General features: G+C 44.8%; 21 protein-coding genes. 7 read left to right on the forward strand and 14 right to left on the reverse strand.

Translation table 11 applies throughout. The annotated features are described in order from the left end of the window. The first annotated feature begins 39 nt into the window (after nucleotides 1-39). The 4 genes from ACLWBD_RS07770 to ACLWBD_RS07785 all read left to right on the forward strand — a co-directional run bounded on the left by ACLWBD_RS07770 (nucleotide 40) and on the right by ACLWBD_RS07785 (nucleotide 3393). Nucleotides 40-852, forward strand: coding sequence for a DUF4423 domain-containing protein (locus ACLWBD_RS07770; protein WP_413570458.1), 813 nt, complete (start codon nucleotides 40-42; stop codon nucleotides 850-852). Next, complete coding sequence (locus ACLWBD_RS07775; protein WP_413570460.1) at nucleotides 849-1904, forward strand: hypothetical protein; 1056 nt, start codon at nucleotides 849-851, stop codon at nucleotides 1902-1904. The genes ACLWBD_RS07770 and ACLWBD_RS07775 overlap by 4 nt, the downstream gene beginning before the upstream one ends. A gap of 188 nt (nucleotides 1905-2092) precedes the next feature. After that, complete coding sequence (locus tag ACLWBD_RS07780) at nucleotides 2093-2959, forward strand: hypothetical protein (protein WP_413570462.1); 867 nt, start codon at nucleotides 2093-2095, stop codon at nucleotides 2957-2959. After that, nucleotides 2959-3393, forward strand: a complete 435-nt coding sequence (locus tag ACLWBD_RS07785; protein WP_413570463.1) for a hypothetical protein — start codon at nucleotides 2959-2961, stop codon at nucleotides 3391-3393. Before ACLWBD_RS07780 ends, ACLWBD_RS07785 begins: the two co-directional genes overlap by 1 nt. 20 nt (nucleotides 3394-3413) lie before the next feature. On the opposite strand, the gene ACLWBD_RS07790 is transcribed toward ACLWBD_RS07785, so the two are convergent. The 8 genes from ACLWBD_RS07790 to ACLWBD_RS07825 are packed head-to-tail and all read right to left on the reverse strand — an operon-like array spanning nucleotide 3414 to nucleotide 12357. Then, nucleotides 3414-3818, reverse strand: a complete 405-nt coding sequence (locus ACLWBD_RS07790; protein WP_413570465.1) for a hypothetical protein — start codon at nucleotides 3816-3818, stop codon at nucleotides 3414-3416. Then, a complete protein-coding gene (locus tag ACLWBD_RS07795) occupies nucleotides 3809-4963 on the reverse strand; it encodes a hypothetical protein (RefSeq protein WP_413570466.1) in 1155 nt (384 codons plus the stop codon). Before ACLWBD_RS07795 ends, ACLWBD_RS07790 begins: the two co-directional genes overlap by 10 nt. Nucleotides 4964-5014: 51 nt before the next feature. After that, nucleotides 5015-5773: a hypothetical protein gene (locus tag ACLWBD_RS07800; RefSeq protein ID WP_413570468.1), complete on the reverse strand. Its 759-nt coding sequence runs from the start codon at nucleotides 5771-5773 to the stop codon at nucleotides 5015-5017. Next, nucleotides 5773-7347: a hypothetical protein gene (locus ACLWBD_RS07805; protein ID WP_063209759.1), complete on the reverse strand. Its 1575-nt coding sequence runs from the start codon at nucleotides 7345-7347 to the stop codon at nucleotides 5773-5775. The genes ACLWBD_RS07800 and ACLWBD_RS07805 overlap by 1 nt, the downstream gene beginning before the upstream one ends. A 57-nt stretch (nucleotides 7348-7404) precedes the next feature. After that, nucleotides 7405-8421 (reverse strand): protease, encoded by a 1017-nt coding sequence (locus ACLWBD_RS07810; protein WP_413570470.1) that lies wholly within the window; start codon nucleotides 8419-8421, stop codon nucleotides 7405-7407. A 28-nt stretch (nucleotides 8422-8449) separates the two neighbouring features. Continuing rightward, nucleotides 8450-9034 (reverse strand): cation-transporting ATPase, encoded by a 585-nt coding sequence (locus tag ACLWBD_RS07815; RefSeq protein ID WP_413570472.1) that lies wholly within the window; start codon nucleotides 9032-9034, stop codon nucleotides 8450-8452. Then, complete coding sequence (locus ACLWBD_RS07820; protein WP_413570473.1) at nucleotides 9031-11763, reverse strand: hypothetical protein; 2733 nt, start codon at nucleotides 11761-11763, stop codon at nucleotides 9031-9033. Before ACLWBD_RS07820 ends, ACLWBD_RS07815 begins: the two co-directional genes overlap by 4 nt. A 60-nt stretch (nucleotides 11764-11823) precedes the next feature. Further along, entirely contained in the window at nucleotides 11824-12357 is a 534-nt protein-coding gene (locus ACLWBD_RS07825) for a protease (protein WP_413570474.1), read from the reverse strand. Nucleotides 12358-13175: 818 nt separating this feature from the next. On the opposite strand from ACLWBD_RS07825, the gene ACLWBD_RS07830 reads away from it, so the two are divergent. Genes ACLWBD_RS07830 through ACLWBD_RS07840 form a run of 3 tightly spaced genes read left to right on the forward strand, consistent with a single transcriptional unit; the run spans nucleotide 13176 to nucleotide 17310 of the window. Beyond that, complete coding sequence (locus tag ACLWBD_RS07830; protein ID WP_413570475.1) at nucleotides 13176-15743, forward strand: hypothetical protein; 2568 nt, start codon at nucleotides 13176-13178, stop codon at nucleotides 15741-15743. Further along, the gene (locus tag ACLWBD_RS07835; protein WP_413570476.1) at nucleotides 15740-16231 is read left to right on the forward strand and encodes a type II secretion system protein; all 492 of its coding nucleotides are present in this window, start codon (nucleotides 15740-15742) and stop codon (nucleotides 16229-16231) included. The genes ACLWBD_RS07830 and ACLWBD_RS07835 overlap by 4 nt, the downstream gene beginning before the upstream one ends. Further along, nucleotides 16228-17310 (forward strand): type II secretion system protein J, encoded by a 1083-nt coding sequence (locus ACLWBD_RS07840; protein ID WP_413570477.1) that lies wholly within the window; start codon nucleotides 16228-16230, stop codon nucleotides 17308-17310. The genes ACLWBD_RS07835 and ACLWBD_RS07840 overlap by 4 nt, the downstream gene beginning before the upstream one ends. Here ACLWBD_RS07840 and ACLWBD_RS07845 read toward each other — a convergent pair. Genes ACLWBD_RS07845 through mbhE form a run of 6 tightly spaced genes read right to left on the reverse strand, consistent with a single transcriptional unit; the run spans nucleotide 17270 to nucleotide 22514 of the window. Then, nucleotides 17270-17629: a cation:proton antiporter gene (locus ACLWBD_RS07845; RefSeq protein WP_413570478.1), complete on the reverse strand. Its 360-nt coding sequence runs from the start codon at nucleotides 17627-17629 to the stop codon at nucleotides 17270-17272. The two genes, ACLWBD_RS07840 and ACLWBD_RS07845, sit on opposite strands and share 41 nt — an antisense overlap. Continuing rightward, nucleotides 17629-17883 carry a monovalent cation/H+ antiporter complex subunit F gene (locus ACLWBD_RS07850; protein WP_413570479.1) on the reverse strand — a complete coding sequence of 85 codons (255 nt, stop codon included), beginning with the start codon at nucleotides 17881-17883 and terminating at the stop codon, nucleotides 17629-17631. The genes ACLWBD_RS07845 and ACLWBD_RS07850 overlap by 1 nt, the downstream gene beginning before the upstream one ends. After that, nucleotides 17880-18224 (reverse strand): Na+/H+ antiporter subunit E, encoded by a 345-nt coding sequence (locus ACLWBD_RS07855; protein ID WP_063209776.1) that lies wholly within the window; start codon nucleotides 18222-18224, stop codon nucleotides 17880-17882. The genes ACLWBD_RS07850 and ACLWBD_RS07855 overlap by 4 nt, the downstream gene beginning before the upstream one ends. Continuing rightward, entirely contained in the window at nucleotides 18221-19678 is a 1458-nt protein-coding gene (locus ACLWBD_RS07860) for a complex I subunit 5 family protein (protein WP_413570481.1), read from the reverse strand. The genes ACLWBD_RS07855 and ACLWBD_RS07860 overlap by 4 nt, the downstream gene beginning before the upstream one ends. Beyond that, entirely contained in the window at nucleotides 19675-19944 is a 270-nt protein-coding gene (locus tag ACLWBD_RS07865; protein ID WP_063209779.1) for a sodium:proton antiporter, read from the reverse strand. Before ACLWBD_RS07865 ends, ACLWBD_RS07860 begins: the two co-directional genes overlap by 4 nt. Continuing rightward, on the reverse strand, nucleotides 19941-22514 hold the full coding sequence (gene mbhE / locus ACLWBD_RS07870) for a hydrogen gas-evolving membrane-bound hydrogenase subunit E (protein ID WP_413570483.1): 2574 nt from the start codon (nucleotides 22512-22514) through the stop codon (nucleotides 19941-19943). The genes ACLWBD_RS07865 and mbhE overlap by 4 nt, the downstream gene beginning before the upstream one ends. Between the last annotated feature and the right edge of the window lie 156 nt (nucleotides 22515-22670).

Below are 22670 nucleotides of genomic sequence, written 5' to 3' on the forward strand. Positions count from 1 at the left end.
GTTTGATAATGTTCGGAGTATGGAATAAATCTTCGTGCGATGACCGAACAAGTTCTTTTCTACGATGATTACCGACTTTATCTCTCTGAAGCATTTGAAACACGACGTTTGCGCAATCCCAATTATTCCATGCGAGCCTTTGCTCGGGATTTAGGTTTGGCGGTTTCGACACTGATTGAAGTGCAAAAGGGAAAGTATGGCCTTTCAGCGGCGCGCGCTCATGAAGTGGCAACCAAGCTCAATCTAAGTCAAAGACAGTGCGAGCATTTTTCTGATTTACTGACGGCCCAGTTTGCTCGTTCTACCGAACAAAGAGTCATGGCCCGAAAAGCCATCGAACACCGGATCAATAACTTCGTTCAAGAAGTGTCTCTGGATTCTTTTAAAATTATTTCTGAGTGGCATCATCTGGCGTTTTTGGAATTAATGGACTTAGAGAAAAACCATCTTGATAAAGCTCGTTACGCTAAAAAACTCGGTGTGAGTGAAAAGGTGATAGAAGATTCATTGGATCGCATGAGTCGCTTGGGGCTTATTGAGATCACCGCAAATTCGGTGAAGCCCACATCTCAATTCACTTCGGTGAATAACAACTATAATTCCGAAGCGGTTCGTGGCTTTCATAAACAAATTATCGAAAAAGCACTTTACGCCGTTGAACGCCAAGACAACGAAAAGCGGGAAGTGTCGTCCACTTTGTTCTCGATTAAAAAACAAGATTTCCCGGCAGCCCGCAAAGCCCTTATGGATTTCCGTCGTGAGTTTGCTTCTCGCTTCGGGACCACGGAAAACGCTGACGATGTTTGCAGTTTGAGTATTCAATTCTTTAGCCTTCTAGCAGAGGACACATGATGAAATTCGCTCTAGTATTGTTCACTCTATTTTTTTCTTTGCCCGTGTTTGCGGGCATTCGCGATGTCGGAAGCGGGGGTGCGGGGATTTTAAAGGAGGGAAAACTATATCTCTTAGACCTGTTTGAGATTGGCTTAGAAGAACCTGCGATTGATCTTGCAATTAAAGAAGATCAAGATGTGCTCGTCCGTGCCGCTGCAATGCCTCACTTTGGAAGCGAAGAACAAAAACTCTTTGCTAAAAAGATCACGGAAATTCGCCGTGTAGCTCCGCGCTTTGCAAATGTTCTTTTATTAGCGATGTCGAAGTATCAATGGTACTTAGTGGATACTCCTCTGGCCCTAATCAAAGAAGAAACTCCTTTGGATCTTTCCAAGTTTGAAATGGTGCAAATTGCCAATCGTCTTGAAAACCGCATCCGCATTTACAGACCCTATTGGGAAAAACTCACCCCGCTCAATCGAGTGGCGTTGGTGATTCATGAACTCGTTTATTCTATCCATCGGCCCGTTATGGTTTCTAGAGAAAAGGCTGCTTTCTCGGTGGATGCTGTACGTGTTCGTTCGATTGTAGCTTGGGCTTTGTCTTCAGAGCTGACAAGAAGCTCGTTAGAGGCAGTTGAGCAAATAACTTTGTTTTCTGCAAATGCATCCCAACTTCGAGACTCTTACTTGTTAAATCTGGATGAGGATGTGGCTATTTTAAATGGATACCTGGATATGGGGGTTAGGAGCGAGCTTGAAAGGCAACTTCTTTGCAATGAAATCGGACGCCAATTGCAGTCTGTTTCGGTGGTATCGGTACAAAGAGAGATGCGTGCATCCTGGAGTGAGCTTTACTTTTCTAACTATCAGACAATAGAAGGCAGTACGCAATTTACTTTGCGACTTTCCACGCGAGCGCTAGGCCTTGATGCTCGCACTCCTGAATTTTGGAAAGACGTGAATCTGAAACAACCTGGTTTGGAATTTACTAAAGGCAATTTCAATGACTGCATGCGAATTGTAAAAGACAGTCATACTCAGTCCATTCAAAATTTTCTTAAGCTATAGATCTTCTCAGGCGGGAATCGCCCCGCCAAAGTTTTAGTCACTGTTACATAATCACTTTTTAGTGTCCGACCTCTGTCTTAAAATGATCCGTTTTATTGAGGGAAAAAATAATCTTCGCGAGTTTTCGCGTGAGGTCATATAGACTTGAGGGACATCTAAATCATAACGGGCTTAAAAAAAGAGGAATCATGGCAAGACTTATTCTGGTATTGTCGGCTTTGCTTCTAGGTTACTCACAAACCCAAGCAGCCGCACTGTTCGGTCGTCCTTCCAAGATCATTGATAGCAACGACAGCAACTCTAGCAGCGCAGGAAGTAGTTACTACACACCTTATACATCAGGTTCGTCGTCCTACTCAGCCACTGGGGGAGGTTGCGGATCTGTACCTTCTCATGTGAAAACCGCTTTCGGTGAGGCAAAGCGATTCACGCAAACTTGTTCTTATGCGCAGTTGTCTCCCGGCAAGATGATTGCCGTGAACGACTATTCAGGCGATGGTCGCCCGACAATGTACATCTTCGACCAAGATGGAAACTGCGTAAAAGGTTTTCCAATCAGTTGGGGTGTGGGTTCTGACCGCAGTGGACGCTTAGAGGCGTGCAGCACCGAAAATTCAAGAAAGACTCCTCCTGGATTTCACTTGACCGCTGTTCACAATGGGGCACGCTATAATAGTTCGAACTCATTGGGTATGGCAGGTCTTTCGGGACAAGACAGTTTAGGGCAGCGTGGAGTTATCATCCACGGAACAAGCCCTGCTGGAACATCCAACACGTGGGGATGTACGGGTGTAAACTACGAAGACTTGTCGACGGTAATGAAAACACTGGGAGTGGGTTCGCTGGTTTACAACTACTTCGGAGGAGCAAGAGCTTCTAATTGTAGTGATAATTCCGGAATGGAACGTCCAGCACAATGTCAGCCTGAAGCAGCGGCAGTAGCGGCAGCGAGATCCAACGGTGTTTCGTCGTCGAAGTACTCTGGGAAAAGCAAGTATTCCACCAGCTCAAGCGGTTCGAAGACCACGAACTCGACAAGAAAAGGAGCAAAATAATGAAGTCCATCTTAGCAATTGCAATCACAATGATGATGTCACCCTGGGCGCTTGCGGTAGAGACAGCTCCTGCTAAAGAGACACCAGCAGCTCCGGCGAAAGCGGAAGCAACGCCAGAGAAAAAGAAAGAGGCTAAAGAGCCTCGCAAGCCTTCCCAGGCAGAGCTTGAGGCTTTAAAAATTATGAAAGGTGCCGAGATTGAGATCTCTCACTACGACGATGATACGAACACTTTTGAAGTGACGATTATTAAAGAGCCCGGTGTTGGACCGAATGTGACAACGCCCGAGGAGCTTTATCGTGCGACGGAAATGAATGTGGACTTTGCGACATTCAGCTCTAAAAAAAGAGATTACATCGGTTCAGAATTTCAATTGAAAGAAGATCTAATTCTGATTGGACCAGAGCAGATCATGAAACGCTCTAGAAAGTAATCCAAAAGGGAAGTTCTAAGTTATAGAATTTCCCAGCCTTCTACCGGTTCCCACGTTGAATCACACGTGGGATTTAGAACCACCTCAGGGCATGCGATCAAAGCGCGAAAGACGATGCCTTCTTCATCTTCAAATAAGAGAGTTCCTTTGGTGTATCCGGCAGGCCCCGTATAAAGCCCCTTTAACGCGGCCGTGCGTCCTTTACGATCTTTTGTAACGACGGCACCTGGACACGCATCCGAACTGTCTTGGATAATCTTAAAGTCCCAGTGCTCGACTTGTGAATTCTGATTTAAAGACGTTGTGCGGATGCTTCCTTCGCTGATTTGCAAAGGTTGCAGGATTTTATACAGAAGAAAGTTCTCACGTGTTTCAGCAGGACCATAAACAAGACAAGTCATTGCTAAAGCGGATATTAACGACATCGAATACCTCTTTGACTAGAGACTTCACCCCAACGTACGGACGGACTCCAAACTGCATCGGAGTTCAAGTGGCCATCAATCATTTTTAAAAAAAGCTCCCACGCATCTGTTGCAGAGACTCCTGTCATCACGCGACAGCGAAGTAAAATTTCTTTGGCATCACGAATAGAGCCGTCGGTGCCTTCTTCGTTGGGATAATTATTCTTCTTCCAATAAGTTAAATCATTCAGTTGCCCATAAGCTTCACGAATGCGTGCGTCGCGTTTATGGGTGGAATATTCGTCCATCAAACCTGCAGAGAGGCAACGACCGCCATTGCTTTGAATGTTGTTCCAGGCCATGTTCACGGATAAAATGCGGCCTTGCCATAGATTGCAGATGCTTTCGACCACGACCTCAATGCGTTCATCAACAGTGGGAACACGAAAGCGCAGGATTTTGCGAATGTTTTCGTGCCATTGATAGATTTGTTTTCGAGACGGCGAAATATTTTCTCGCCACCCTGCCATAGAGAACTGCTCCTCACTGCTGTACGGCGCAGGAGCGTCTGTTTTCCACATACGGAATCCCCCCAGGCGACTTAGAGGCCAAGAATAGGGATTGCGAGTGGTGATAAGTTCACGCACTTTCATGGGTGTCGTTGAATACAGTGTCCGGATGTATCCATTGTCTTCAAGATGAGTCACGAGTTCAGCGTGTCCTCCACGAGTCCCCACGATACTTTCTTCTTCAGGCGTCAAAACGGGATTTAGAAAAACCACACCAGGTTGAAAAATCAGGCGATCAATTTTGATCGGGTAGGTATCGTACCCTAGGGTCTTCGTACTCGTAAGATGGGAGACATGATTGATAAACTCGCGAAGGCGTTGCCTTTCCGGCAAATGATCCCAGTTCGACAGAGTGTTTGTTAAGCCCGTCTTCATGTTTTCTATATTAGTGAATCTAACAGGAAGAGCATTTTCATACGCAAAGATAATACGAACAGCATAAACAGCATCCGCACAATCTGTGGCAATACCATACCAATTGCTTGCGGGATTTGAAAAGATGTCGAATTTATAGTTTTCTTGCACCCAAGAAGAATAGCGCTTTTCCCATTCTTCATTCCAAGAGTTCATTGCGGTCCACACTTTGGCGTGGGACATGGAAGAACTCATTAGGATAAAAAGTGCTACAAGAGTTTTCAAACAAACGCCTTAGTAAATATCTACGCCCAGATTCACTTCAGTGTATTTTAAATCATTGGGGCGCAGGTCGGTGCTGCCCTCTTTAAACTGAAAAACGATTTCACAGAAGCGAGGGACATTCTTAGGACGGTTGGCATTAACAATGACCGTGGTCTCTTTATAAGAGCCATCGAAAGCTGCCCAGTTTGAAGTATAGGAATAGTCGACTTCCATAGTGCCCGAAGGCCGGGTTTGGTTATTAGGGCGAGATGCTGATTGAGAGCCCATACCGCGAAGGTCACAGCGAGTGATCGTGCGATAGTAAAGCTGCGCAAATTTCGCGTAGTCCGGCAAAGAATGGTAAACCGAGCTGACGATGTCATAAGTTTTTTCAGACTGGTCGTTACGACCCACTTCTTTTTTCGTGGGACCGACATAACAAACATGAACATTGTATCCAACGCCCATTTGCTCTGTAGAAAAAGAAAGTTTCAAGCTAGTTAAAGCGGCATTCCACTGTGCTGAAGAATCAAAAATAGCTGCAACGTCATCGCTTAAAACATAGCCGCCACTGCGAGTTCTACTAATGGAGCTTTCTGAAACCGTTAAGTCTTCCCAAATCAAAGACCCCATGATCTTGCCAATAGGGTTTTCTGTAGGAACGGCGTTTAAACTTAAATTACACGCATAAATGTCTTCAGATGTTGAGACCGCGTTGATCCCAGCCTGCTGAGCCATTGCCAGAGAGCTTGAAAAGATCCAAAGTAAACTAAGAGTCAAAAGTTTCATTAGAACGGCTCACAAGTGTAACGAGGAAGACTTTTAATTTTTTTATCCATGATCACTTTATTCGGAGACTCTTTCACCAAGCGGATGTTTTCGAGCTTGTATGTGCCCTGATCATCCAGGTCGCCCACAGTGAAGGTAGTAGTGAAGCGATTCCAGAATTTTTGTTTGCTCGCTTGGAAACACTGACCATGGCTTGGGTCGCATAAATTTCCATAGAAAGCGGGCCATAGACGAGTCGCGCCCAACTGTTTAAAGAAAGCCAAGGAAGTGGCCAAGTCGCCATTGATATCATTCGAAGTGATGTTTGGAAGACCCAATAAATTCGGTAGGTGCGGCAGTAAATGCAAAGAGTTCAACGATGGGATCGTGTCCAGACCGGCCACGCCATTGACGCCCTTAAGATCTACTAAAAGTTGTTCCGCACGATTTAAGAAAATGTAGAAATCTTCAAACGGATCTATCATTGTCACTATGACTTTATAGGCCTGACCTTTTTCAAAGCTGGCGCCATCAATGGACTGTTGTGGAAAACGCATCAAGCCCTGCCAGCTGCCTTGAGCAATTCCGCCCGTGGACCAGCCGTCGACAAATGTTTGCTTGCCAGACTGTTCAATTTTAAAAATCTCAACCTCTGCCGCTACGGGAATATTGTAGTTTGAGGGATTTACGCAAAGGCCGTTTTTACAAACCGAGTTGTGGAAGTTATCTACGGAAAGATACATGTTAAGATCCAAGCGCTGATCACCGGCGGGTGCAAATTGCAAGTCACCCATATTCAATTCCGCATTGTAAGTGTCCGGGAAGCGGGGAGCTTCAGGACCCATGTCTTCACTCAGCTTCAACATGGATTCTTGCGCTTGGAACGTGTAGCGGTAGCGAGATGAACCGATAGGGTCTACTTCGGTGCTAAGGCCCGTATCATCACCCGTAACATAAGTGTTTAAAGCCGCTTCGATATCGCCGAATTCAAGCCCTAGCTCCTTCATTGTGTCAATGTGTAAGCACTCTGGCTTCACTCCTAAAGTGACCGCCAGGTTGTAGCTCGGATTGATATTCAAGAAGCAGTAGTCGCCCTCAAGCTGCACAATGCTCGCACCTTGGTTTGTGACCTTGCAGCGCTCTTGTTCATGCTTATAACGAAGGGGACGTCCGTTCAGTTCGGCGACAGAGATGAATGTGCATTGTTTTAAGAATTTTTGTTGGCGTAGGACCAGAGATTTCTTTTGATCGAAATCTACACCTTTTGCGAAAATCGGATTTTCGATTCGGCAAAGATTGGGTGTAGGGATATCTCCATCAAGAAAAATATCTGCGACGTCGGAAACTTGCGTCGGCATGAACACGCCTTTACTCAACATCAAATACTTGCCCGCGCTTTCCGTACATTTTTCCACCATTTGCGGAAGAATTGTCGAGTTCGTGCCATCTCCATAAGGACGAATGACAGGGGCTTGTGTGAAGTCGATCACAAAGCTGTGCTTCATATCACGAGAAGTGCGGCAGGCGAAAACCTCGCCTGCCATTAACAGAAGAACTCCAAAAAGAAAGATAGATTTTGTATTTAAAATTTTCATATTCAGTCTTCCTTTGAGCAGAGAGCCGGTAAGGCTCTCTGACGGAGTCTCTAATAATTACTGCTCTACAGATTCTTCAATCTTAGTGTATGTGCAAAGTTCAGCACCGTGGCGTTGCCATTTACGCAAGTTTTTAGACAAAACTTGAGAACCTGCTGCACCGTCAGTTTCAGAGAAGATGTAACGGATACGGCAGAAGCGTGGAGCTTTTGTGCTGTTGTCGATAGTCGAGTTGATCAAGTTAGCAACAGAGTTGATTTGAACTTGATTTGACTTCGTGTAGAAGTCACCAGACGCTTGCATTGGTGAATTCCAGTTAGAGAAAGAAGCTTCGTTGTCAAGCGTGTTGTAGTAACCCGCGTTGTTACGAGACTTTTGGATTTGACCCATACCTTGAAGGTCACACACTGTGATAGCTTGAACTTTCAAACCAGCCAAAGTCGTGTATTTGATACCTGTTGGGTTCATAGTCAAACCGTCTTGAGTGTTGTCACCACCATTTACCGCATTAGCGATAAAATCAGTAGCTGTCGCTTGAGCTTGCAAAGACCAGTTCGCAGTAACGCCATCTTCGAAGTACTCAATTTGAGGGCCACGGTAGCAGATGTCTACGAAGTACTCAGCACCGTAAAGCTCTGAACCAAGGTTGAAGCTCAACTCTTTAATTCTGTTTTTGAAAGCGTCAGCGTGAGGAACAAGCGTGTTGTAAGCGCCTTGACCTGCTTGAGCTGTTGTCGAAGTCCAAGTTTGGTTCCACTCAACTTTTGATTGGTTCCAAGTGCTGTATGAACCTTTCATGTAGTCCATAAGGTACTCACCACCGTTGTCGTTAGTACAAACGCAACGAGTGTTACAAACTGTACCGTTACACTCTTGTGGAGTACACGCCGTTTTAGTGTCTTCGAAGTAGCACACTTTGTGAGCAGAAGCTTCGTGGCGAAGACCCGCGTTACACGCGTAAATGTCTGGGCCAGAGCTGAAAGTTTTGAATTTAAAACGCAAAGAGATTGCGTTCGCGTTTTGAGCAGCGGTGAAAAGCATTGCAGCTGCTGCAAGTTTCATAAAGTTAGTCATTTTTTCTCCTTTTGAGCTAACGTACCGTTTAAGGTTTGTTTAAATTTAAATTACCGTTACCAATTTCAGTCTGCGGAGCATACTCCAGGACATACATGTCCTGGTTATACTGTCCCGTGCCTTCACAAATGATATATTTGATCTGCACGGGCTCGTTGTTTGAGTTCTTGCCTAAAACGACCAGTGGTTGTGCACTGCGATTCGGGCAAAGACTTTGGAACAATGTTTGAACCTCATCCTTGTTTAAATCCATATAGAAGTTATAAATGCTGCGAGCGGCGATAAAGACGTGGTCTTTGCGAAAGACTTTCTCGATATCTTTGACTTCAATAACTTGATTTGTGTTTCTATAAAGTCTTTCTAATTCTGTAAAAACGGTGCGCAAAACATTGTTGGCCATGCCCAAGCAGTTGAAGCAGACATCTTGCTCTTTCCAGCAAGAGTTCGCATCGTTACACACGTTCTTGCAAAGAGCCTCGTCAGGGCGACAGTACAGAGTCACACTGTCTTGAAACTGGCCACTCTGACTTACTTTGACTTGAGAAGTGATGGACCAAGCGTGCGCGGACGATAGGGCTATAAAAGTGACGAAAAGAGCGAAGATCAATTTCATCGGCGATCTCCAATCACATTGCGGCAAGATTTGTGAAATCCACGAATAGAGTGAACTTTGGTGTTTTCAACTTTGCGTTCATTGCAAGTGAAGCGCACTATACTTTCGCCTTTGCACAGATCCGACTTAATCCAAGCTTCGCGCTGAGTGTTTGCTGAAATATGACTTGGATGACGATCGTCCTCACGAATATAGACAGAGTGAACTTTCGTATTAAAAGTTTCTTCAAAGACCGATGCGGCCTTTGCCGCACACGTATCGCTGAAGCATTTTAAACCTTTACCCAATTGATCTACGCAATGAGAAGGAATTTGACCGTACTTTTTATAAACTTCAGCAGCATAGGCCGCATTGACGTTCCAAGATTTAGGGATATTTACTTTATCTTTCTTGGCATGGAAGTACTTCTGGAATGTACGAACCATGTAAACCACAAACTTAGCCGGATTAAATACAGAAAGAGAAGCCGTCGATGCGCCCGCAACCGCCATAAAGTTCATCGTACATCCGCCGCAGAACGAGCGGGCATTGTCTTTTCCGGTAGCAAAATCACTTGGGTTATTTGAAATAACCTCGGTCTGTTGCTTTCCATCGCAATAGTTCAAAGTGATTCCAGAAAACGCATAGAAATTAAAAGTTCGAAGACCGTTGTTATTTAGAGAAAGAGCGCAGGGAGCACCTACTAACGGCCCAAAATCTGCGACAATCGACGTTTGAATTTTTGATTTTTCAAAACGAGGGTCAAATTTGATTGTTCCGTCCTGAACTAACTGTTTGAAAGAGGCTACGCGAGGAGCTTTGAAGTCAACATCGATATAGATCGGAAGGATATTCCACCCGAAAAGAGCGGTATTCGCAAGATCCGTCATAAACACTTTGTTCATTCGTTGTGTTTGATACCAAGGATCATACATCTTACATGTTTTCAATTCAGAGTATGGGTTGAAGAGATTTGGATCTGAAGATTTGCCTGCAAGAGGAATCAAGGCATCGGCATAGGTTGAAACCGCGTAAAGGTCGACCATGCTCTTAATCATCAAGCGAGTGCAATCGATAGAGTTGTAGCAGATGACTTGAGAAGCTGAAGAGGAACCGGCATTTGTTTTCCAAGAAAGAAGGGGAGTTCCATTGAACGCCGTGGGCGTGAATTTGGTGCCTTGTTCCTCTGTGCCTGCTGCATTGATCTGCAACATGTCTTTAGCCCAAGGAGCGAATCCCAGTTTGTTAACTGTGTACCCAGTTTTATTCCAGAAGTTCGTTTTTTCAAGCTCGTTACACACAGGTAGAACGCGCGCCGAAACTTCTTTGAAGTAGTTCACATGCTCACTCAAGGAACGTTTCTCAGAGTAAGGCATTTGCGTCATGTTTTTAAGCTGAGCAACGCGTTCAATGTCTGACTTTAAGAAGTCCAGTGTTTCATCGCCCGCAAGACGAATTTCTGTACACATGTAGTACAACTCATTCATCATTTGCTCAGTGGAGCCATGATTTTTAATATCAGCAGAAACACTTGTTGTTAAGCCTTGAATGCCTAGCTGATCTTGAAGCAGGTTCAGGTTCGTCATCGCCGACTGGTATTTATTTTTCATAATACCACGCGACTGAATCAGGTTTTTACGGAAGTTCGACAACCACTCTTCAGCTTTATCGAAAGATTGAGTCCCTAGGAAATCGTTATTAACGCCTCGAACGCCTTTTTCCAGCATCTCAGCGTCAGTTCCTGCAGGCACTGTATCGAAGAATTCGCTATTATTTCCGCCAGTGGCTTTCGCTAGCTCACGCAAACTGTTGATAGAAAGGTATTGGTTATCGCAAGACGGTGGGGTCATACTGCGGCAGCCGTTCGGTGTATAAAGAACAGCTTCTTCAAGAGCAATGGATCTAAAGAGCTTACCGAATGTCGGGCTCATCACTTCAAGTTCGTTCGTATTTCTCCAAGCCCAGGACATGTAAATCTTTAAACTGTTCCAGAAATCAAAACCTTGAATTTCTAAAGATTGTGGGTTTGTCGCCCAATCCAATTGAAGAGTGACGAAACGGTTGCTCAACGTATCGTCAGCATCAAAACAGCCTGTGATATAATCAGCTTCGTTCATGTAAGCTAGAGCGATGTCTTGAAGATTGCTTGCGGTGACTTCAGCGTTATGCAGATGTCCTTGAAGAGCAGAGAATTTTTTAACGTAATAACAGCCTAGACGGTCTTTAGAAGCATGAAGCGGGAAGTTGGCTGTCGTGAAGCGGTCAATAGAGGTAATCGCGGCACGGTTTCCAGCATTGTACCAAAGTTGGCTTAAGTAGTCTTGCAAGTCGGCGCAAGCATTTCCTTTGGATTGTTCACAGTTACGGGATACTTGAAGGTACTTTGGAAGGTTCGCAGATTTTAAGTTTGCGGGTAAAACAGGGAGGTGGCCGCGCACCATCTTGTTCATAATATTTAACGTCATATACGCGACTGAAAGACGGAACTCTTTCATCGCTTTAGCCGAATAAGCTGCTGTATCAAGCCCCGAAAGCTTTGCGACAGAATTTGCGACTTTAGCGGCGTTATATCCGTCAATCATCACGAAGATAGAAGAGGTCGGCTTTTCTGAGTCAATCGCACACTGGGCGCGGTTGGTGAACGGCAAGGGACTCAGAAGTGTCGTCTGATGAGCGGGAATTTGCTGAGCCACGCTGAAGGCCGGCGCAGAAATTCCCATCAAGACTAAAATTGCAAAAACATGCTTCATGAATCCTCAGATACGTTCAGAAAATGGTAGGAGGTACGGATAAAACCGGCCAACTAACGCTTAGTTAGTTGGTTTGCAGTTATCAACTTTGTTCAACATGGTCGTGTAGAATAAGATGACGGTTTGATCTGCGGGAGAAAAGTTACGTTTTGTTGAACCATCCGTATTTACCATGTTGTACATATATGTATTAACGAAACGGTAAACAGAAGGCGTCACACGTAAAGTCGAATTACAAACGTAATTTTTGTAAGTCACAGTGATGCCCGCATAGTAATCGCTGTTGTTGGCGTTGTTGCTGCCTTCGCCGATGTAGAAGTTGTTGCCCGTGCCATTTGGATTGTTGCCGTAACCTACTTGAAAGCTCACAGTCCAACCAGAACCCGCACTGTCGGTACCTACGATAGAGCAAAGGTTTCCTCGGCAAGCGACTGCCATCTCATTTTCAATCTTTCTTTGGATTTCTGCTTCAGAGTAGTGTGGATTTGGACGAGGATCATACTCAGGGCTGCCACCATCGAATTCGTCAGCGTGAGCGCCACTTGCTGAAAGAATAAGCGCAACTAAGGATAACTTCAAAACGTTCTTGATCATTAAAAACTCCGTGTTTAGCAGACGACAGCGGCCCTAGATTTTCCGGTGACGTACCAATTTTGTTTTTGAGATGGCGGAGTTTGTAAACGAATTCTCGATTTTTTAAAAGGTGGAATTTAAATTATGTTCGCAAAATCACAATTGTGAAAGCACTGTGGAGAAATCACATCCTCCATAAGTATGAATGCTTTATGGGCACTCTGGACATTTCACTTCTTATCAGATTTTTTCGACAGACACTAAGCTGCCGTTATCGTGCACTATTACTCGGTGTATGGGGGTGCATCTTCATAAAATCAGAAAATGCGAAAATGACTTTGATGTTTTTTAGATACGCAGTGATCTAATTACACTTTTTCGCTGATGGGTTCCCACGTTTCACTGCGATATCACTGAAACATGTTTACCTATGGGGAACGATACTTAACAGTCGGAGAAATTAGATTTGTGTTTAGCAAAACACTTTTTTTAAATGTGTTGTGGAAGTGGTTCTTCGATCTGTGATGGAGTCGAATCTGCGCATCACATGATCAATACTCAAAATATATCTCGGTTCTCAAGACTGCGTTGTGATGAAAGGAGGAAGGAGGAAAGCGCAGTTTAGATTGGAAGATTCGAATTTGAATAACGTCTTAGCTTTGCTGTTTTTCGTCGAAGAGCGCAAGATCTCTGCTGTCTCGTTTGAATGTTCCCGTAAATACCTCGTTTATATTGTAATTGCCCTTGTCAGCTCTTCGAATACAAGCTCAATCCAGAAAAACTGTTTTCGAGAGGAAATTAAAGCTACCATCATTGGGGAAATTCATTATTCTTTGTATATGAACAAAATCAGGTTTTTAGGGCAAAAGGGACAAGGAACCCTTCTTATCGTATCCGTCCTCTGTGTCGTCGGAGTGATCGTCCTTATGACGTCTTTGGATGTGTTTACTAAGGACTATAATTACAAGTCTCTTGATTTTGACCAAGTGCTACTTGATGAGGCGACAAGCTCCTCATTTGCGGTGATGGAATCCGCGTTAGCCCGCAGATTGTGGGAGCCACCGCCTGACAGTCAATGCTTGAAGGCAGAGTCCTTCAGTGTCGAAGGTGAACTCCCGAACGGTGTTTCTTGGAGAGTCGACACCGTATTTAATTTTACGACGAAAAACTTTGAAATGACGGCGACTGGAACTTACCGGAAGCTGAAATCGAAGTTTCGTAAACACGTTAAAGTTTTAGATGTCTCAGATTATCTGCTTTTTTCAGGAAGTTCTAGCAGTGTGGTTTTACAGAGGGCGTACAGTCCCAAGACTCCCTCCGCTTTAATCGCTAAAGACCGTCGTATTTACACCAAAGGACCTTTAGTCGGCTATTCCATGATCCACCGGCCGAACCCCAATACTGGATGGGCAGGCTCCGCACCGATTTGGCCAGGTGAGTGGGGCACAGTGGTCCAAGGTGATCGCATGCAGTTCACGGGAGGAATTTACTATGCTCCCTGGAGTCTTCCACGCCCGAACGCCAGTTGGGCCGGTGTGGGGAACTTACCCACGCTGTTAGCGCCTTATTCCAATGCTTGGGGCACACCTGCTGTTTCTGTTGGCTCTTCCGGTGCGGGGTCCATGGTCTTTACAAAAAGTTCGACCGTCGCCGAATCTTTGCGTGATCAAGTCGTCAACGAAACTTCCGGACCTAACACGAAATCAAGTTTGCGCGAATTAGTGTACCCGGTGGCGTTGTTCGGCGGAAATCCTCCATTACAAGCATGGAGTGCAACGGATTCGGGCAGCTATTTTAATGACGTCGATCGCTATTCTATTTTTTACTACGAATATGCTGATGCCAACAAGTTCGGGATCCGTATGAATGCAACTTGTATGTCGCGCCCGGATGCATTGACCTCGGGGAAGTATTGTTCTCACTCCGAGCACTTTCCAAAAGGGTTTAGAGAGTGGAGAAAAGATGCCGGTCTCGAAGGCTATTTATACACTTCTGATGCCGAAGTGGTGCCATCTCCGACTATGAATTGGGACAACTTAGAGGCGTTAGAGGAAGATGCCAGGGCCTGTGGTCAGGTTATCAGCTCTCCTGTGAATGCCTATGAAGACTGCGCAATCTGGGATAGCGAGTTTCAAAAACAGTATGTCGCCAACGGAGCGGGGACTGAGTGCACTCGCGTATCACGCGTGGACATGGAGTCTTTAAGCTTAAATAATTTCAACGCGGGTCAACTTTCAAATGCGAGTGTCGCCAACCGACTCTTACGCCGAGTGGTTTATGCAAAAGTCCCAACCGAAATAAGACAAAGTAATAATCAAGGTCTTATGGTCGGGGCACTGTCCGATAGTGTCGCCAGAAAGAAATTAGCCTTGTGGGTTGTCGGCGAAGACACGATCACCCTGCGTGGGGTTCAGCCTGATACCACATCGCCGTTAGATACAGATACAGGCCGCTTGCGTGAAGTATTTTTTAATATGGATGCGACCGGGGGTGCGAAGCCGGGGATCTCCATGGTGCTGCTATCACCCGAGCAAGTGCATTTAGTCAGTCCTTTTTATGTTCCTATGAGTGAAAGCTATTTGAAATCCCGCTGGCCCTCTTCAGGTGGAAAGATTCGTCCGATTCTTCATAACCTGACTGATCCACGTCACGAAGAGGATGGTTTCAAGTACGGCTATCGTCGCTATCATTTAAACAATGTCAGTCTTATTACGACAGCGACGGTGGATGCTGGAAGACCCTTCATATTGAAGGGATTGTGGAATGGACCTGATTCGTCAGCTGCACAGTTTATTGCTAATCAATGCATGGTTACGATGGCCGGTCATCCCTTGCCACCCTACATGACTTACAATATTTCTGAGATGGCCTCGATGCCGACATACACCGATCCGATTTCGGCCTTGCCTCCAGCGGGTTCACGTTATTATGACGGCGGACATTTGCCTCGACGTTACTATCCGAATGTCTTTTGGGAGCAAAATGCACATCCTTCTATCGGCGGTGCTCGACATGAATCCGATTTAATGCTTAAAGGAATTCGTATCTATGTCGATTTCGACACGACGGTCGTTCCGGGTAAAAGAGATCTCAACACGCCTCTTCATAGGCTGACTGACGGCCGCGGTGTCAGTCTGAATTATTTCGACCTTTCACATAAACATTTCACTTATAATATGAGTTCTTATTATCAGAACAGACCGTCTTTCACTCCGTGTATTTTAGAGAATGCGGCCTACCTTTCACCATCAACACCGACGGAACTTTATGACCGCTATGCTGTCGCTCCCACAGTGAATAATGGAAGTTATATTTTTGTTCATACTTCGCCAGACGACGACTTTAGGAACGTGGGTTCTATTGTGGGTGTGGATCAACCGGTTATTGAAACAAGGAATGCCAAATGATGAATTCACGCGGTATGACTTTAATTGAAGTCCTGATGGCCATTGGCATTTCTGTCATTGGTGTTTCAATCTTTCTATTCTTCGTTCTTACATCGCGCAAACACGTGACTCACGTGGATCGCGCGATTGTTTTAAAAGAACTTCTTACCGACAATGTCATTGAGCTGAAAGGTTTACAGATAGGCGATATAGTTCCGATTGGAAAATGCCTGATGCGTATTTATAAAACAGATAAAACCTTTGTGTCTGAATCTGTTGTGGATCTAAATTCCTCAGAATGTCCCGAGCCGTCTCTGGCAGCGAATCAGGTGTTTGTAGGGTGGGAGGTGTTGCCAGCTTCTTCTATCGATGCGTCTTTCAGTTCGTCGTCATTAAAGCTTCCAAAATACTCGGACACTTTACGTAAAGTGACATTGAAGGTTTGGGGTTGGAGTGATGGCGAGGGTAAAACTATTCTTACAAATCAGATTGTGATTTTTAAACGATGAAGAAATCAAGTCGCGGATTTACCATGATCGAATTGCTTTTGGCTGTATCACTAGCAACTTTAGTGATTGCAGGCACTGTGCAGGTTATTTATTACTTTTTCTCTGAAAAGAAGAATCTCGATGATTGGAGTTCGGCACAGATCGACATGTCCCTGGCGATTAAAAATGTCGAAAATGATGTGCGCAATATCGTTCGTCTAGAGCCGACAGAAGATCTCTTGTCGGCAAATGACGGTCTCTATTTTGGGTTAAGTTCATTGACTCCTCAAGAGTCCCCTGAAGTCTGCTTAGCAGACGCAACTCATTCGGTTTTTCGTTACACGACCTTAGATCGTGTGCTGAGATCAGAACGCACGATGCGTTCGTGGTCCGAAAGTGGCGACGCCGATAAAACGGCGGAGGCTAACGAGCTGCGCGTATCGGCCGATGCCACGACCTCTTCGCTGTTTCAGTCTGGCAAAGCGCCGACGGAAATTTCACTCGTCGATGCTGACCGGCGCTTTATTCGCCGCTATGAGGTCGGTGCGGTGACGATGAACTTGAATTCGGCGAGGGACCCCTATGACGGCTTACCGAAAACCGACGCAAACGGAAATCCAATTCGCTTTAATTATGCCAGTGTCCTATTGAAGATGCCGAAGAATGCGCAAGGAGCGTCTGTTCAGAAAAGGCCTTCGGTCTTCGTCACTAGCAGCGAAGTGTATGCGTCCTCGACAGTGATTGTCTGTCTTCGTAAAACAGACCTTAATCTCATTAAAATAGAGCCTCTAACAAACAAAGTGACTGTCTTGCTGCAAAATCGTCCTTCCGAGTTTAACGTCAGCTCATTTGTGGCCAAATATCTGGGCACAAAAAAAGGCGTGCGTGTCGACCCGGTCAATTTCATGAATGATACCGTCAGTGATCCAAATGGTTACTGCGTGAATTCGGTTTTTCTGGAGCTAAAGGCTATGCTGCCATTAAAGAATCAGTCGGGCGCTGGAATAAGTACTAACGTCACTAAAAACAATGTGACCCGGGCCAGAACTATTTTTGCACCTAATCTAAATGCGAAGCGTGCGGTGGCTTGTTTGCAATAAAATCTTCTTCATGGTCGTTTCTTTTTAAATAAAGAAGGTGGGGCTTTGATCCCTCTTTCACGCGGCAGCGACTTATCAAATGTGAACTGATAGGGATGCCTAATGCGAGTATCAAAGAAGAAACAATTAATATTAATGCCGTTTCCAGATGCATAAAGTGCAGCGCACCACCCAGACAAAAGCAAACAGATCCCAGTGTTGATGCCTTAGTAATGGCTGCGATTCTGGTTAATGTATCCGGAAACTTCATCGCACCTACAGCTGCCAAAAGAATTGAAATAGTTCCCAGAAATAGCAGAACGTCGACGAGGAATTTCATCAAGACCCCCTGGTCTTTTCAATATAAAAAGCAAATAACGAAGTGCCTACGAATGAAAGAACGGCAAGGACAATGACTAAGCTCATCACGTTGTGATCGTTAACGACAATGGCGATTAAAACCGTCGCCGCAATTAATACTGCGGTCAGTAAATCAAAAACGACGGCTCGATCTGCTTGGGTGGGACCTAGCAAGAGCCTTCGAGTTCCAAGGGCCAAAGCTATGATTAGCAGTGATGATAAGATCCACATCATACGTTGTCCTTTGAATGAAAAAGCTTAAACAAGCGCTGCTCAAAGCGCATTTTTAAAGTATTTATGGCTTTTTCGCTATCCGGCGCATGAAAGAAGTGGATGTACAGCACCGTTTGGTCTTTTGATAAATCCACCACCAAAGAACCAGGCGTCAGAGAGATTATCAAAGAAAAAAGCCACAACGCTTTCTTGTTCTTTAGAAGAGTCGGCATCCGCACAATCACGGGATGGAGGTCTTCATTAGGATAAAAAAGGGCGGAAGCCACTTCATAAACGGCAATAAAAAAATCGTGAATAAAAAGAACGAATATTTCGATAATCAATCGTAACTTCGTCGTCATGGCGTTTTCTCTCCGGGACGTAAATCTAAAGATATCTTTTGTACGACTTCAAAAACTTGATCCGCATAAAGTCCCATCGTCACCGTCCATAGATTAAGTAAAATTATGGGGACGACAAACCATCTCCAGCGCGTTGGCTTTGGATTATTATGATAGTGGGGAGAGGGTTTTAAGAATGCTCCTAACCAAATTTTTAGCATCGACATCATCGTGAGTAGACTGACGGCCAAGCTAAAAAGAACTCCGAGCACTTCTCTTGACTCTAACAAGGCTCTTAAAGCAAAAACCTTAGCCCAAAAACCTGAAAGTGGTGGAACACCCGCCAATGAGAGCGCCGGAATCGCAAAAAGAAGCGCTAGCAAAGGATCTCGCTCTAACAAGCCACCAATTTTTGAAATCTGATTTCGCTTCTCGTTTGATTCGATATAGGAAACCACAAAAAAAAGATTCGTCTTCACCACCATGTGATGCAAAAGATAATAGATGCAGGCGGCAAGCCCCAAGCCAGTTCCCAAGGCCAGGGCTAAGGCAATGTAACCAACCTGCGAAATAATATGAAAGGATAAGATGCTTTTCATATTGTCTTGGGAAATGGCCCCTAAAACTCCAAGGAGCATTGAAATAAGCGCTAATGCTTGAATCAAAAAGGGCAGAGAAGAATCGATGATGCTTAAGTGAGGTGCAAGAACTCGGACTAAACCATACAATCCAACCTTAGTTAACAGTCCAGAAAAAACGGCCGCCATCGGAGTCACCACGTAGGGATACGAAGCGGGAAGCCAAAAATAAAATGGGAAAAGCCCAGCTTTGATCATAAAAGCAAAACTTAAAAGTCCCAGTCCTACCGGAAATGCTGAATCCGAAACGGAAATAGAAACTCCAGAAAGTTGATTTAAGTTTAATGTGCCTGTGCCGCTATAAATTAAGGCGATCCCACCTAAAAAAATAAATGAAGAAATCACACTTAAGACGGCGTATTTAAATGATCCCTGAAGAGCATTTTTACTTTTTATCAAGGATGCTAGAAAAAACGACGACATCAGAAGAATCTCAAAGCACACGTAAAGGTTGAAAAGATCCCCGGTAGAAAAAGCGCCTAGAACGCCTAAAATCAAAAAATGAAATAACGGATAATATCCGCGCAATTCAACGCGAAGATTTAACGAAGCTATTGAGACTAAAACGCCGCTAAAATAAATGAGTGATGAAACAATTAAAAGAGCCGCGCCTAATAAGTCCACTCGAAATGTGATTCCAAATGGTGGTTGCCAGTTGCCGAATGCGAGGGTCAGAGGCCCTAACTGCCAGACTTTCCAAAAAATAAAAACACTGGACACTAAGACCGCAAACGAGCCGAAGGACGCAAGCAGGCGTTGCGCTTTTAAATGGCTGTTTAAAAGCCAGCTGCACAAGGCAGTTATAAAACATATAGCAACGGGAAGGACTGCTATCATTCGACCTCTTTCATGTCATCCAGATCGTCGATGTTCTGGGCTTGGCGGGCGAAATAAGCAAAAATTAGAAGGACCGTCTGAATTGCTAAGCCAATGACAATGGCAGTAAGTATGAGCGCTTGCGGAAGGATATCGTTTTCAGATCCACTGCTTAGTAAAAATAAATTTGTCGCGTGCCCCAGCAGTGAAAGGCCCATAATAACACGCAGCCATTCTCTTGAAAGTATCAACCAGATGCTTGCAGCAAAAATCACAGAAAGAATCATCGCAAGGTCCTTCCGTTAAATGCAAAGAACACCGTCGTCATTACGCCGACGATGACACAGTAAACACCGACATCGAAAACCACCGGAAGACCTAAGGATACAGGCCCGGGAAGCCATAGACTTGTTAAAGGAGGAAGATCCTTAAATAGAACCGGGGCGATCCCAGAGGCAAAACAAAGTCCTAAACCCGCGACCATCCAGTGGTGGGATGATCCTAACAGAATTTTTCTCGTAGAGAATTCTCCGAAGACCAAGGAATGAAAGATCAATGCAATGGCTAAGATCAAACCGCCGACGAAACCTCCGCCTGGATTGTTATGACCGCGCAATAGGAGATAGACAGATATGGAGGAAAATATTACTAAGAAAAGTTTTGTCGCGATATCTATGATAGGTGAGTGAGTGAATGGATTTTCTCTTTTTCGCAATCTTTTAAAAAGAATCGAAGCTCCTAGTGCCACGATACTAAGAACGGTGATTTCCCCCATGGTGTCAAGAGCTCGAAAGTCTACAAGGATGACGTTAACGACATTGGATCCTTTGCCGAGTGTGGGAGCGTTTTCAGCAAAGTAGGGAGAGATTAACGAAGGAACTTTGCCTTTTTCTAAAATAGGAACCAGCCAAAGCATGCTAAAAAATGAAAGGACCGTAAACACCCCGCGAAGAATCTGATAAGTTTCCGGTAGCGGCAAAGGTTTTGTTTTCAATGGCTGTAGGCACAGAATGAAAACCAACAGCGACACGGTTTCAACCGCCATCTGAGTCATCGCAAGATCGGGGGCGTCCGCTAAAATAAAGAAAAGTCCAACCCCATATCCCACGAGTCCCAGTCCCATCACCTGCAAAAGAGGACGCGAACTCTTCAGAAGCGGTACAAGGCCAGCAAGTAATAGGATGGCTGCCAAAAGCTCTGGCCCGGACGAAATATCGGGTGCTTTCAGCAACGAAAGTGATTCCTGCATGAACGCCATCCAGAAGGTCCAAATCCCAAGGGGCAAAAGCAACCAGTACAAGTAATTACTTAGTTTGCCATTCTGAAAAACTTCTGTGAACCAACTCGCTAAGACAGGTAAGACTTCGTTTTTTTCTTTGCGCTGCTGATCGAATCGCAACCAGATCTCGATATGACTTAACCGCCGTACCAGGAAATAAGAAAGAATGCCGCCCAGAAGGAATGTGCAAATACTTAGAACCAAACCCATGTTAAAACCTGTCCATGCTTGAAGCTCCAGATCTGTCCTTTTCAATAAAATGGAAGAGACGATAGGTTTTAAAAAGTATTCATTGATATCATTAAGGAAGAAGTTCGAAATCCATCCCGCCATCGCCAAAGCCAATGCGGGAGCCCACATCGAAAACCGGGCTTCCCGCAAACTACGATTCGGCCTAGCATCTTTTTTAAATATCAATTTCAAAAGGCGGTAGGCGACCACAATGGAAAGGGCTCCTGTGCAGACCAGCACGATCAGAAGAAGGGTGTTTTCGCCTTTAAGATGCAGCACCGAGGTTAGTAAGTATTCCTTTCCTAGAAAACCTAAGGTGAAAGGAAGCCCAATCATAGATCCCAGTGATAAAATCATCGCCGCCGAAGTGATGGGCATTCTTTGTGTGAGATTGTTAATGCTATAAAGACTGCGTGTCCCAATTTGCTTATCGATATTTCCCACGCATAGAAATAGGCTCGCTTTATAGCAACTATGGGCAAAGATATAGGAGACAAAAGACTTCCAGGAATACTCATGAGGAATTCCAAGAAGAATAAATATTGAACCTAGGGCGCTCACAGTGGTCCAGGCAAACATCTGTTTTAAATCTGTTTTCAACAGGGAAATAAAAAGCGCTCCCAGCGATGTGATTCCTCCCAAAGTCACAAGCAGAACAATCCAAAGAGTCGTTTCCTGAAATAGGGGAGAAAAGCGGGCCAAAAGAAACACTCCCAATTTAACCATCGTCGCTGAGTGCAAATAACAACTGGCGGGCGTAGGGGCTTTCATGGCGTTAGGCAACCAAAAATGAAAGGGAAACTGGGCGGACTTAGTGATAGCAGCAAAGACAATTAAAGAAATCAGGAGGGGACTTTCATGAATCTTAACATTCTGGCTACGAATGATTTCATCGAGAGAAGTGCTTCCGGTCATTTGATTTAAAATAAGAAACGCCGTTAGGAGTGAGAGGCCCCCTGCTGCGTTTACAATCAAGGCCTGCCGCGCGCTCTTACGGGTGTCACTGTCTTCATAATGAAAAGCGATTAATAAAAATGAACAAAGGGCCGTGGCCTCCCAGAAAGTGAAGAACATGAAAATATTGTCAACCCAAAGAACGCCCAGCATAGATCCAGTAAAAAAGAACAAGAGCGGAAAGAATCTTTTTGCATCGTCTTTTGAAAAATAAGCTCCCGCATAGATGCTGACACACATGCCGATACCCATAACGATACAAGCAAAGAAATCAGAAAGGCCGTCACGGTTTTCTGGCCACTGGCGATTCAAAAATGAACTGATCGCTTCAATGAAAGTGATTGCAAAAGGAGCCGCAAAGAGAAGTCTCCAGATCACAGTGGGAGATCGCATAATGAAACGGGATAGGAGTGCATAAACGAAGAAAGAGAGAATCCACCAAGTCATAGGTCATGATCTCTAATCTTTAGTTTTAATGTCATCTTTCAATCCTGTCATAGAGATAAGACCAGTGTTGACGAACATAAAACCCACGGCATGAATAGTCAG

Origin of the sequence: Bdellovibrio sp. HCB117 (genome assembly GCF_047305915.1) — a bacterium.
Lineage (GTDB): Bacteria > Bdellovibrionota > Bdellovibrionia > Bdellovibrionales > Bdellovibrionaceae > Bdellovibrio > Bdellovibrio bacteriovorus_B.